The 12,450-nt window shown below is 71.1% G+C and carries 8 protein-coding genes; 3 read left to right on the top strand and 5 right to left on the bottom strand.

The features are described from left to right. The first annotated feature begins 67 nt into the window (after positions 1-67). Positions 68-2,284: an alpha/beta hydrolase gene (locus J2S42_RS09335; protein WP_307237593.1), complete on the top strand. Its 2,217-nt coding sequence runs from the start codon at positions 68-70 to the stop codon at positions 2,282-2,284. Positions 2,285-2,442: 158 nt separating this feature from the next. Here J2S42_RS09335 and J2S42_RS09330 read toward each other — a convergent pair whose 3' ends face one another. Together J2S42_RS09330 and J2S42_RS09325 are read right to left on the bottom strand one after the other, a co-directional pair. Continuing rightward, positions 2,443-3,438, bottom strand: a complete 996-nt coding sequence (locus J2S42_RS09330; protein ID WP_307237590.1) for a glycoside hydrolase family 5 protein — start codon at positions 3,436-3,438, stop codon at positions 2,443-2,445. A 115-nt stretch (positions 3,439-3,553) separates the two neighbouring features. After that, positions 3,554-4,477: a class I SAM-dependent methyltransferase gene (locus J2S42_RS09325; RefSeq protein ID WP_307237587.1), complete on the bottom strand. Its 924-nt coding sequence runs from the start codon at positions 4,475-4,477 to the stop codon at positions 3,554-3,556. A 141-nt stretch (positions 4,478-4,618) separates the two neighbouring features. Here J2S42_RS09325 and J2S42_RS09320 point away from each other — a divergent pair, with 141 nt between their 5' ends. After that, positions 4,619-5,635: a cation diffusion facilitator family transporter gene (locus tag J2S42_RS09320; protein ID WP_307237584.1), complete on the top strand. Its 1,017-nt coding sequence runs from the start codon at positions 4,619-4,621 to the stop codon at positions 5,633-5,635. 71 nt (positions 5,636-5,706) lie between these two features. On the opposite strand, the gene J2S42_RS09315 is transcribed toward J2S42_RS09320, so the two are convergent. From J2S42_RS09315 to J2S42_RS09305, 3 genes are all read right to left on the bottom strand, one after another. Next, entirely contained in the window at positions 5,707-6,924 is a 1,218-nt protein-coding gene (locus J2S42_RS09315) for a sialidase family protein (protein WP_307237581.1), read from the bottom strand. A 149-nt stretch (positions 6,925-7,073) separates the two neighbouring features. After that, a complete protein-coding gene (locus J2S42_RS09310; protein ID WP_307237578.1) occupies positions 7,074-8,888 on the bottom strand; it encodes an RICIN domain-containing protein in 1,815 nt (604 codons plus the stop codon). A 170-nt stretch (positions 8,889-9,058) separates the two neighbouring features. Then, the gene (locus J2S42_RS09305; RefSeq protein ID WP_307237575.1) at positions 9,059-11,287 is read right to left on the bottom strand and encodes a glycoside hydrolase family 3 N-terminal domain-containing protein; all 2,229 of its coding nucleotides are present in this window, start codon (positions 11,285-11,287) and stop codon (positions 9,059-9,061) included. Between the two features lie 450 nt (positions 11,288-11,737). On the opposite strand from J2S42_RS09305, the gene J2S42_RS09300 reads away from it, so the two are divergent. Beyond that, the gene (locus J2S42_RS09300; protein ID WP_307237572.1) at positions 11,738-12,415 is read left to right on the top strand and encodes an MIP/aquaporin family protein; all 678 of its coding nucleotides are present in this window, start codon (positions 11,738-11,740) and stop codon (positions 12,413-12,415) included. The last annotated feature ends 35 nt before the right edge of the window (positions 12,416-12,450 follow it).

Below are 12,450 nucleotides of genomic sequence, written 5' to 3'. Positions count from 1 at the left end.
CGGCATGCAAATTTATTGTCGTCTATGTAATCCTGAGGGGCCGGATCGCCTTCCAGGAGGAGTCCACATGACGCCCACTTCCCGTCCGCGGCGGCGATCGCGCCGTTCCGCCGTACGCCGCCGGTTCGTCGCGGTCCTCGTCGCCGCTGTCATATGCGGCGCGTCCGCGTTGACCGGGACGCAACCGGTGTCCGCCGCGGCGGCGCCCTGGGTCACCGTGTCCGAGGGTTTCGTGTCGTTCCGGGTTCCGGCCGCCGACGTCCAGAGCGCCGTCGGCACCGTGTCGTCGGTCGTGGTCGAGGCGAACTTCGGCCCGTCCTCGAACGTGTCGGAACTCGGCCTGGTCCGCTCCGGTGATGCCTGGACGTCGGTGATCGGGCCGCTGCCGGCCGGGCTGTACCACTACCGGCTCAGAGGCGACGGCACGAGGATCTTCGCGGATTCCACGAACACCGCGACCGTCACCTCGGATCCGAGCTGGCGCACCGTGTTCATCCCGGGTGACTCCGCGCGGTTCCTCACCGACGTGCCCGCCGGCCGGGGTGGGGCGATCACGACGATCACCTACCGGGGCCGGGCAGCGAACGTATGGACCCCGCCGCGGTACGACGCGCGCCGAAGCCGGCCGTACCCGGTGTTGTACCTCCAGCCCGGTGCGGGCGGCGGCCACGCCGACTGGACCGAGCTTGGACGCGCCCGGCAGATCCTGGACCGTCTCTCGGCCGAGGGCCGGATGGAGCCGATGGTCGTCGTGATGGGCGGCAGCGGCACCTCCGACTTCCGCAACGAGCTGAAGCACCTCGTGCGCGCGGTGCACGCCCGGTACCACGTCGCCCGCGACTCGGGGCACCGGGCACTCGCCGGCGCGTCGGCCGGTGGCACGCACGCCCTGCGCACCGCACTGACCCACCCGGGCGAATTCGCCTACGTCGGGTCGTTCGCCGGTGCCTACCCTGAGGACGGCTTCCACGCCGACGCCCGGTCGGTCGACAGGGGCACCCGCTTGCTGCGGCTGTACACCGGCAATGTGACCGACCCGTCGTACAACCCCAGCTACCGGTTGCTGCGCCGGCTCGACCGGGCCGGCATCAGGCACGAATTCGACGGGGTCAACCCCGACGCCGGTCACAACTGGACGGCCTGGCAGGAGAATTTGGCCGATTTCGTGCCCCGGCTGTTCCGCTCCGCGCCGGACCACGGCCCGAGCCACGGTCACCTTCCCCTACGGCACGAATTCACGCCCCCGGCGCCCGGGACGACTCCGACTCCATGGCTCACCACACTCGCCAACGGCGACACCTTCGTCACGGTCGAGACCGGCACCGAGTTCACCGGCGCGGAGCGGGTCACGCTCTGGGGCAACTGGGCCCCCGGCGGCAGCTGGGTCAACGTTCCGCTGACCCGCGCCGGTGACCGGTGGCGGGGAACCGTGGGACCGCTCAAGCCATGGTTCTACTACTACCAATTCCTCGTGGACGGCGTCTCGAAGAAGGACACCTCGAACCCGGCGAGCATCACCACGGAGCCGACCTGGAGCACGTTCCTCGTCCCCGGTGAGCGGGCACGCCTGCTCACCGACGCCCCGCCCGGCCAGGGCGGCACGGTCGAGACGCTCACCTATCACAGCACCGTGGCCGGAGAGCAACGCTCGGCGTACGTGTGGACGCCGCCGGGCTACGATCCGCACCGGCCGGCTGCGTACCCCGTGCTCTATCTGCAGCACGGCGGCGGCCAGAGCTACACCGACTGGGTCGAGATGGGCCGTGCCAAGCAGATCCTCGACAACCAGTTCCGGGACGGCGACATCGTCCCGATGGTGGTCGTGATGGGCAACGGCAACGTTCCCGACTTCACGAGGGAGCTGCGGGAGAACATCGTTCCGGCGGCCCGCGCCGCTTACCGCATCGCCGACGATCCGGCACGGCAGGCGCTCGCCGGTCTGTCGATGGGCGGATTCCAGACATACGACGTTCTCAAGAACCACCCCGGCGAGTTCGCCTACATCGGCACCTTCTCCTCGGCGATCGGCACACCGGGCGGCGGCGTCGATCCCACCGGCTACGACGCCGAGGCCATCAACAACGGCACACGACTGCTCCGGGTGTACGTCGGCAACGCGACCGACTTCGTGTACCCCTTCACGATGGCCACGATGGCCGCGTTCGACCGCCTGGGCATCCGGTACGAGTTCGCCGGGGTCACGCAGGGCCCGCACGGCTGGGACGCCTGGCAGAAGAACCTCATCGATTTCGCCCCACGACTGTTCCGCCCGGACACTCCATGAGCCCTTCGCACCCTTGCTGGTCTTCCGGGCCGTGACGAAGCCGGGCCCGGAGGCGGTCGGTGTCCCCGCCGCCTCCGGGCCCACGCGCGCGACCCGCCCCGCAGGCAGGTGGGCATGCGGGTCCGCGTACGCATCGCGGCGGCCCTGGACGTGCGGTGTCAGAGGCCCCAGCCGTACCGGATGCGGTCCCGGCCGGAGGCGTTGCGGACGGTCAGGTCCAGGGCGGTGCCGCTGCCGGTGAGCGAGAACATCGAGTAGTGGTCGAAGCCGGACGTGCCGGTGGGCTTGCCGCCCAGCGCGGGCCAGTAGACACCGCCCATCCGGTTGTCCCGCATGACCTGGGTGACCGCGCGGATGTGCCGGACGAAGTTGTCCGTGCTGTTGGCGTCCGCGTCGTCGAGGCCGGTGGACATCGGCACGCCGTACTCGGTGACGACCGCGCGGGACGCACAGGTGCCGAGCCGGGTCTGCACGTGGCCGCGGAACGCGTCGTACGTCATCGGGCTGTAGAAGAACGCGTAGTGGTGGAAGGACAGCAGCGTGCCGCTGAACCGGCTGTCGTTGCACACGTCCCGCAGGTCCTGGCTGTAGCCGGTGCCGCCGATCAGCGTGCGGGCCGGGACCGCGGAGTAGTGGTAGCTCATCCAGTTCGCCGCGACCGTGCGCCACTCGGCCGAGGTGTAGCCGTGCGGCTCGTTCATCGGCTCGAAGTAGACGTTGGTGTCAGCGCCGTAGGTGTAGGTCACGTTCGACCACATGGTGTTCCACGCGGCCAGGTTCGTGATCCGGCCGCCGGACGCGGCGCCGTCCTCCCAGTAGGCGAGGATGACCTTGAAGCCGCGCGCGGTGGCCGCGTCGATCGCGCCCCGGTAGGCGTTCCGCCAGGTGGTGCCGACGGTGTGCGTGTTGATCGGCAGCCGGACCGTGTTGACACCGATCGCGGCCATGTCGTCGTAGAGCGCGTTCGCCTTGGCCCGCCCGGTCGCGTTGCTGTCGGACTGGCTGAGGCCGTGCAGCACCAGCGGCCCGGTGCTGAAGTTGTCACCGAGCACAGCCCAGTTCATGCCGCGGAACTGGCTGGCCGCCGCGGCGGCCGGGACCATCGTCATCGCGGCGAGCGCGCCGGCGAGGAGGCGTTGCAGCTGGTTCGGCACTGTCGTGTCCTTCCTGATGACCCCGTAACACCGATGCAACACAGTGTTCATCCGGGCAGGCGGGCGCGCGATCGCCCGTGCCGACTCGATCAGAAAAGGACATGGACGAACATGTCTATCCCGGCTCCCGCCGGTGGAACAGGTGCACGGCGTGGTCCACCTCCGGCGGCAGGACCAAGCGGGACAGCCGCGCGTCCGTGGTCATCGTGAAGCCGGTCTGCCGCTCGTAGGCGTCCCAGTCGCCGGTGCTCTCCCGGTGCCGCGACCCGATCACGACGTACAGCTCCACGCTCGGCGTGCTGAACACGAATCGTTCGAACGCGTTTCCGGCCGGCGGCCAGGAACAGATCACCACCTTCGGCGAATGGCGTTTCAGCGCGGTGCGCGCGTCCTCCTCCAGGACGTCCGCCGGGAAGTCGACGCTGCCGCTCCAGCTGTAGTCGTCGGTGGCGACGACATCGACGCCCTCGGCCGCGAGAAAACGCGACAGCGTGCCGTCACCGGCCGCGATCTCCAGGCAGGAACGGCCGTCGATCAGCCGCGCCAGCCGCCGGACGAGCGGTTTCGAATAGAAACACCAGATGCCGCGCTTCTGCACCAGCGGCATCAGCCGCCGCCGCTGGGTCAGCAACGGCCAGATCAACCGAAACCGTCCCAACGGTACGGGTTTGCGCTCCAGCGCACGCCGGAACAGCAGCCGCTGCGCGACGAACCCGTTGACCAGCCCGAACCGCACCCGGCCCTCGGTGACGCCGGTCGACGCGCTCAGGATCTGCTGTTTGAGCAGGTGAATGGCCATCTGACGGCGTACCTCGGCGAGCAGCCGGTCGCGCTGTGAGCGCGCCCGGCCGGGCCGGGCCGCTTCCGGCCGGGACACCTGGGTGATGTACGCCTTCAGCTCCTCGGCGTCGTCCCGGGCGATCATCGCGTCTAGATCGCGGCGCACCCGCTGCCATTCCGCCGGATACGCGTCGACGAGCGAATCCAGGTCCGGATCGGTCTGCAGCCACGCGACGGCCTCCGCGGTTCTGCGGCTCATGGGCCGATGATAAATGCGTCCACCGTCGGATCTCCGCGATTCCGCTGTTGCACCGGATTGGCTGCTGCCGCGTTGTCGCGTGCGTACATGCGAACCTAATATCGGCGTGGTCTTTCGACGGCGGATTCCGGAGGCGGCGCCATGAGCGGGCACCATGCAGACCACGGTCATCCGAGCCACGGTCATCCGGGTCTGCGGCACCGGCTGACGCCGCACTCGCACGACACCGCGGACAAGGTCGACGCCGCGCTGGAGGCGTCCCGCGAGGGCATGCGCGCGCTGTGGATCTCCCTGGCCGCGCTCGGCGCCACCGCGCTCGCCCAGGCCGCCGTGGTCGTGGCGTCCGGCTCGGTCGCGCTGCTCGGCGACACGCTGCACAACGTCGCGGACGCGCTCACCGCCGTACCGCTCGGCATCGCGTTCCTGATCGGCCGGCGCGCCGCCACCCGGGCGTACACCTACGGCTTCGGCCGCGCCGAGGACCTCGCCGGGATCGTCATCGTGCTGGTCATCGCCGGCTCCGCCGCGCTGGCCGGCTGGACCGCGATCGACCGGCTGCTGCACCCCGCCGCGATCACCCACCTGCCGTTCGTCGGTGCCGCCGGCGTCATCGGCTTCCTCGGCAACGAACTGGTCGCCCGGTACCGGATCGCGATCGGCCGGCGGATCGGCTCGGCCGCGCTGGTCGCCGACGGCCTGCACGCCCGCACCGACGGCTTCACCTCCCTGGCCGTGGTCGCCGCCGCCGGTGGTGCCGCGCTCGGCTGGCGCTGGGCCGACCCGGTCGTCGGCCTGATCATCGCGGTGGCGATCGTGTTCGTCCTCAAGGACGCCGCCCGCGAGGTCTACCGCCGCCTGATGGACCGCGTCGACCCGGCCCTGGTCGACACGGCCGAACACACGCTGCGCCAGGTCCCCGGCGTCCGCGACGTCACCGGCCTGCGCCTGCGCTGGATCGGCCACCGCATGCACGCCGAGGCCGACATCGTTCTCGACGCCGACCTGACCCTCCAGGCCGCCCACGAGATCGCCGCCGACGCCGAGCACCGCCTCACCCACGCCGTCCCTCGCCTCGACCGCGTCACCGTCCACACCGACCCGGCCACCCACCCCGGCGCCGCCCACCATCGCGAGCTGTCCCACCACCGCCGGGTCTGAGTCATCGAGCCGTCATGGCCGGGGCGCCAGGATCCCGTGGACGATCACCGGCGCGTTCCCGGCCACGCCGCTCAGCCGGTGATCCAGGGCAGGTTCATCTTGCGGAAGACGATCGACCGGTGTGACGTGAGGCTGTCAGCGGTGTCCTCGTTGACCTCGACGAGCGCGCCCACCGTGAAGTCGGCGGTCTTTGCCATGCTGGAGTAGCCGCCCTCCGCGACCCGGCCGGTACCCAGCTGCGGCCAGGCCGGCAGCGGGGCGGTCGTGAGGGCGCGGCCGGCCGACCAGGTCTCTCCCTCATCGAGGCTGACCCGGATGCGCATGGCCGTGCGCGTGCCGGTGCTCGCGGAGTTGAGGAAGATCAGACGCGCGGGGGCGTTGCGGTTGTACCGCAGGATCGACGCCTCCGCGTGCGGGTCCGGCAGTGCCGGTTCCGGGGCGTACGGGCCGAAACCGCCCTCGATGGTGCCCCGCGCGACCCACCTGGTCTTGTCCGTCGACCAGACCGACCGGTTCGGGGTGTCGTTGCGCATCAGCTGTCCGTCGGTCAGCTCGACGAGCGTGCTCTCGCCGGTGACCTCCTGCCCGGCCGCCATCGGGGCACTCTGGAACGTCACGCCGCCGTCGTCACTGTAGATGTTGCGGTTCGTGGCCGGCACGATCAGCCGCCCCGACGCCGTCAGGACCCCGGCGCCCGGCCCGACCGCGTCCCAGTCCCAGACGGAGCCGTCCGCGTGCGTCCTCGGGGTCACCGCCGATGTGAGGTCGACCGGGCCGTGCCACACCGTGCCGTCCTCGGCCTTGCTGCTGGTGAAGAGCTTGACCCGGCGTTCGCCCCACGCGCTGATCCGGGTGGTGCCCTCGTCGCCGAACTGGCTCATGCCGGCCGCGTTCCAGGACAGGAAAAGGAAGATGGTGCCGTCGGCGCCGACCACGCTCGTCGGGTTGCCCCAGGTGCCCGGTCCCTGGCCGGTCACCTCGCCGAGCCCGGACCAGGTGGCCCCGTTGTCCTCGGAGCGCTTCACCATCATGTTGATGTTGCCGTAGTCGCGGTTGGAGGCGACCCGGCCCTCGGCGAAGGCGAGCAGGGTGTCCCGCGAGGTGCGCACCAGCGACGGGATCCGGAACGAGTGGTACCTGACGTCATTGAACGTCTCGCCGCCGCCGTCGAAGAGCAGCAGCGCGCTGGCCTTGGGATCCGCCGCCGACGCGGCGGTGGCGGGCGCCGGCAGCCCCGCGCCGAGCAGGAGGCTGAGGCCGGCGGCGAGCAGCCGGGAATGATGTCGCATGGGGCCCTTTCCGTATGCGTGATCAGTGACGTCGAGGTCACGTCGCGTCGATATCAGAGAGCGTGCATATTCTCCGCACACGCGCGCTTGCCGTGCGCGCGTGCGGCGCCCCGGGCTCACGCGACGGGGCGCCGCACGTCAGGCGGTGGTCACACCCGCTCGAACGCCCAGATCTGGGCCTCGTTGTTCGGCGTGCCGGTCTGCTGCTCGATGGGGGAACCGAGCCCTGTGGTCATCGTCGCGACCTTCCCGCTGTGCCGGTTGACGAGGATGAACCGCGAGTCGGCCACCCGCCGCAGCGTCCACTGCTGCCCCAGGGGATTGGTGCTACAGGTCCGCAGCGTCAGGTCGAGACCCTCCGTCGCGTCCTGTGTGTTCGCGGCGCACAGGCCACTGCGCACGTGCACCAGCTGCCAGTACGACCCGATCGCGTCCAGGCGGAACTGCTGCGTGGTGTTCGCACTGCGCGCGGCGTGGCTGATCACCTCGCCCACCTCGGCGCCCACCGGCGCCACCAGGCTTGCCCGGTTGCTCAGCGCGGCGATGTTGTAGACCGCGTTGTCGACCGGCCCGGCCGGGTCGGCGATCCTCGTGAAGGACCACCGCTGGTTCGCCTCACCGGTGTAGACCTGCTGGTCGACGAGGGCCCCGGCGGTGGACGGCTGGGTCAGCGCCAGGCCGTTGCGCCAGTTCAGGATCGTGAACGAGCCGTCGGCGTGCGGCAGGTAGGCCCACCGCATGCCGTCCTGCCCGTTGCACGGGTACTGGAGGACGCGGGTGCCCGCGGTCACGCCGCTGTAGGCGGTGTCAACGCAGTAGAAGCTGTCCCGGTTCTGCAGCTGCAGCCCGGTGTCGTACGAGACGAGCCACTTCTGGCTGGGCGCCGTGCTCGACGCCGTGGTGGCGTGCAGGTACTTCAGCGAATCCCGCACGGTGCCGCCGGCCGGGTCGATGTCGAGCGCCGCGCCGGAGGCCACGTTCCGTACCGAGTAGGTCCAGCCGGAGCGCGGGTAGTTCTGATTGTCCGCGCTGGTGCCGGCCCGGAAGTACACGCTGTCGGCGGTGTTCCAGTGCGTGGCCAGGTAGGTCCCCGCCGCCGGCTGAGTGCTGAAGAAGTCGTCGAAGCCACAGTCGGGTAGCCGCTTGTGGTCGTACTGCGGGCAGTCCAGCGTGAACGTGTCGGCGTAACACATCAGGTCGAAACCCTGGTTGCAGTGCCCCGGCTCGCTGTAGTGCGGCGCGCTGTCCTGGATCGCGCCGATCGTGTGCCCGAACTCGTGCGCGATCGCGTTCGCGCCGAGGCAGTTCGGGGCGGCGTCGACCCGGGCGTACCGTACGGCCGTGTTTGCCACGTTCGCCGTACCCGGCTGGTCGTCGTTCGTGCCCTGGGCCACCCCGCAGATGACCGTGGCCTCGGTGATCATCAGGTACTTGCGGTTCGAGGCGGCGTTGTAGCCGAGCGCCTTGACCGCGGCTATCGACGCGTCGAACGTCGCCAGCGCGCCCGCCGGCACCACGACATTGCGGATCACGGCCCGGCACGTGCCGTCCACGGTCTCGGTGAGGTACCTGATGTGCCGGCTGTTGCCGTGACGGGCGGCGCCGTCGTTCCACGCCGCATCCGTGTTGATCAGCCAGGCCTGCATGAGCGGCTGTATCGCCGCGTACCGGTCCGGCATCGACGCCTCACGCACGTACAGCACCTCGACCCGGGGCCCGGCGGTCCCGTCGCAGGTGAAGCCGGCGATCGGTTCGGCCGCGAGAGCCCGCAGCGAGTCACCGCCCGCGGCCGGCACCGACGTGGCCAGCGGCCCGGTCCGTGGACCGCCGAGCACCGCACCGGGGAAGACGTCCTCGTTCACCACCGCAGCCGCCCCGCCGGGCTCGGCCGTGGCGGTGTTCGCCGCCGAACCGATCGTCACCAGTATCGCCAGCCCCAGCGTGGCGATTCGTCGCACGAACATGCCCACTCACTTCGGTCGGGACATCAGAAGATCTAAATCTAACGTCAAGACCGTGGCGGGGGTACGTGGTGCGGCCCGTGATCAACGGCACGGCCGTCCATGGTGGACACGGCGGCCGCGCTTCCGTACCGCGCCGGGCCGGCGGCTACGGGCGGCCGGGAGCATCGGGGCTACGGCGTTACCTCCAGCCGCGTCGTCGTGGTCGCGGTGGAGGAGCCGCCGGCCCAGATGTCGATCGTGCTGGGGTCCTGGACGACGGTGCGGGTGGCCGCGTTCCAGTAGGAGAGTTCGGCCGGGCCGAGCGGGAACGTGACCGTCCGGGTCTCGCCGGGGGCGAGCGTCACCCGCCGGAAGCCCTTCAACTCGCGGACCGGCCGGGAGGCGCTGCCGTACCGCTGGTGGACGTAGATCTGGACGACCTCGTCGGCCGCGCGGGACCCGGTGTTGGTGACGTCCACCGACACCTCCGTCGTCTCGCCGACCGCGACGCTGCCGGCCGCGGTCCGCAGGTTCGCGTAGCCGAAGGACGCGTAGGACAGCCCGTGCCCGAACGGGTAGAGCGGCGTGCTCTCCTCCTCCCAGTAGCGCTTGTCCTGGTCCTGCGGGGCGAACGTACGGTGGTGCGCGTAGATCATCGGCACTTGCCCGGCGTGCCGGGGCCAGGTGAACGGCAGCCGCCCGGCGGGGGAGACGTCACCGGCCAGGACCGCGGCCACCGCGTGCCCACCGGACGTGCCGGGGTACCACGCCTGCACGATCGCGGGAACGTTCGCGTCCGCCCACCGCAGGTCCAGCGGCCGGCCGGACATCACGACCAGCACCACCGGCGTACCGGTCGCGGTGATCCGCTGGAGCTGTTCCAGCTGCCGGCCGGGCAGGTCCAGCGTGGCCGAGGACGCGTTCTCGCCGATCTGGTTCTGCCGCTGGCCGACCACGACCACCGCGACGTCCGCGTCGGCGGCCAGCGCGACCGCGCGGTCGATCTCGGCCTCGTCGTCCTGGTCCGCCGGCGCGGTGACCGGCGGCTCCATCCGGTCGAAGATGGACGGGAAGATCCGGCCGGGGATGTGCGCCCCGGGCGCGTGGGTGACCTCGAACCGGGCGCGCAGCCCGTCGAGGATCGTGACGGTCTCGGCGGTGTCGTGCCCGAAGACCCACGGGCCCAGCGTGTCCCGCTTCGCGTCGGCGAGCTCACCGATCACCGCGACCCGGCCCGGCGCGGCCAGCGGCAGCAGCCCACGGTCGTTCCTGAGCAGCACGATGCCGCGCTCGGCCGCGACCCGCGCGGTGTCCCGGTGCGCGGCCAGATCGAGCGTGCGCCCGTCGCCGGCGTACGGGTTCTCGAACAGGCCCAGCCGGAACTTGACGGTCAGCACCCGCCGTACCGCGGTGTCGATCTGTTCCTCGGTGACCAGGCCGGCGGCGACGGCCGCGGGCAGCCGCGCGAACGCCGGGTCGGCCATGCACATCTCCATGTCCAGCCCGGCGCCGACCGCGCGGGCGCCGGCGTCGGTGAGGTCGCGGGCGAAGTGCTGCACCTCCAGCGACCGGACCGCGTTGGCGTCCGAGACGACGAAACCCGTAAAACCGAAAGCCTCCCGCAGTACGTCGGTGAGCAGCCACCGGTTGCCGGACGCCGGGATGCCGTTGAGGTCCATGTAGGCGCTCATCACGTTGAGCGCACCCGCCTCCACCGCGGCCTTGAACGGCGGCAGGTAGACGTTCCACAGCTCGGAGTCGGAGATGTCCGCGTCGTCGTAGTCACGGCCGCCGCGGGCCGCACCGTACCCGGCGAAGTGTTTCGGCCCGGCGACCAGCCGGTCCGGCCCGAGATCGCCCTGGAAGCCACGCACCTGGGCCGCGGCGACGGCCGCACCCAGGTACGGGTCCTCACCGGCGCCCTCGACGATGCGCCCCCAGCGCGGATCCCGGGCGATGTCGATCATCGGGGCGAACGTCCAGTGGATGCCCAGCGCCCGCGCCTCCCGCGCCGCCACCGCCTGTCCGACCTCGATCGTCTCCGGGCACCAGCTCGCGGCCAGCGCGACCGGCACCGGCAGGATCGTGCGCATCCCGTGGACCACGTCGAAACCGAACAGCAGCGGTACGCCGAGCCGGCTCTCCATCGCCGTCCGCTGCATCCGGTTCACGGTGGCGGCGTCCCGGACGAACAGTAGCGAGCCGGCCCGCCCGTCCCGGACCGCGTCCTCCACCAGCACCAGCGCCTGCTGCTCCGGCGGCAGCGACGCGAGATCGGCGCCGTCCGGCACCTGCGGGGCACCGAAGTAGAAGTGCTGGGTGAGCTGCCCCGCCTTCTCCTCCGGCGTGAGACGGGACAGCAGGTCGGCGACCCGGTCCGCCACGGGCAGCTCGGGATCGCGGTAGGGCAGCGTCGTCATCTCGTCTTCTTCCGTGTCGCGGGGTCAGCCGTCCCCCCACCCTCCCGGACTCGCGCCCGAGAAGCCAGCAGCCGCCGGCCCGGCGGGGTGCCGGGACGGGCGCGGAACGGGATCAGCGGTCCGTCGACGTCAAGGAAGATCAGCGGTCGGTCAGCCACGGCAGGCACGCTACCGCCGGATACACACCGTGCCTTCGGGACATGAGCGTTCTCCAGCGCCTTGCCCGCCGTGCCGATCGGGGCGCCGGATGCCGGGGTCACCGCGGCGGTCCTGAGTGGCGACGGAGCCCGTCCGCGCTTCGTAAGGTCCTCGGCCGCCTGTCGTCCATATGCTGAGGTCGGCCGGCCGGATCGACCCTCGTAAGTCCTATGTAGATGTTCGGCGTCCGGTGGCCGCCGGGATCGCCGTGGACCCGCCCGCCGGAGCGGGTCCCTGTGCAGGGGAGAAGTGATGCGCAAATTCGCAGCGGAGTTCGTGGGCACGTTCTTTCTGATGATGACGGTGTCGATCGCCGTTTCCGGGATGAGTGATCTGGCACCGCTGGCCATCGGCGGGGTGCTGACCGTGATGATCTACGCCGCCGGGCACATCTCCGGGGCGCACTTCAACCCGGCGGTCACGCTGGCCGCGCTGGTGCGCGGCGCGATCACGAGGACGGACGCCGCCGGGTACGTCGTCGCCCAGGCCGCCGCCGGCCTGCTCGCGGCGCTCACCGCGCGGTGGATGGCGCGGCCCGCCGACCTGACCGCACTCTCCTTCACCGGCCGGGCGATCGCGGTCGCGGCGCTGGCCGAGTTCCTGTTCACGTTCGCACTCGCCTACGTCGTGCTGAACGTCGCGACCAGCCGTGACCACCCGGACAACTCGTTCTACGGCCTGGCGATCGGCGGCACGGTCATGGCCGGCGCCGTGACGATCGGCGGCATCTCCGGCGCGGTCCTCAATCCGGCCGTCGCGGTCGGCGGCGCCGTTTTTGGGCTGTTCACCTGGTCCGCGGTCGGGATCTATCTGGTCGCGACGCTGCTCGGCGGGGCGGCGGCCGGCGCGGTCTTCCTCGCGCTCAACCCCGCGGACCGGCCCGGCGTGACGCCGGTCGAGCCCGCCGCCGCCGCGCCCGCACACCTCTGAGCCGCTGGGCCGGTCATCGGCCGTCCCGTTCGGCG

Source organism: Catenuloplanes indicus, assembly GCF_030813715.1.
Lineage (GTDB): Bacteria > Actinomycetota > Actinomycetes > Mycobacteriales > Micromonosporaceae > Catenuloplanes > Catenuloplanes indicus.
The sequence above is the reverse complement of the archived record's forward strand: the minus strand, read 5'-3'. Positions and strand labels throughout refer to the sequence as shown.

Bases quoted from the DNA above. Each gene is read 5' to 3' on its own strand.
- J2S42_RS09315 (WP_307237581.1), bottom strand. From the start codon at position 6,924: ATGCGACATCATTCCCGGCTGCTCGCCGCCGGCCTCAGCCTCCTGCTC.
- J2S42_RS09335 (WP_307237593.1), top strand. From the start codon at position 68: ATGACGCCCACTTCCCGTCCGCGGCGGCGATCGCGCCGTTCCGCCGTA.
- J2S42_RS09305 (WP_307237575.1), bottom strand. From the start codon at position 11,287: ATGACGACGCTGCCCTACCGCGATCCCGAGCTGCCCGTGGCGGACCGG.
- J2S42_RS09325 (WP_307237587.1), bottom strand. From the start codon at position 4,477: ATGAGCCGCAGAACCGCGGAGGCCGTCGCGTGGCTGCAGACCGATCCG.
- J2S42_RS09300 (WP_307237572.1), top strand. From the start codon at position 11,738: ATGCGCAAATTCGCAGCGGAGTTCGTGGGCACGTTCTTTCTGATGATG.
- J2S42_RS09320 (WP_307237584.1), top strand. From the start codon at position 4,619: ATGAGCGGGCACCATGCAGACCACGGTCATCCGAGCCACGGTCATCCG.
- J2S42_RS09310 (WP_307237578.1), bottom strand. From the start codon at position 8,888: ATGTTCGTGCGACGAATCGCCACGCTGGGGCTGGCGATACTGGTGACG.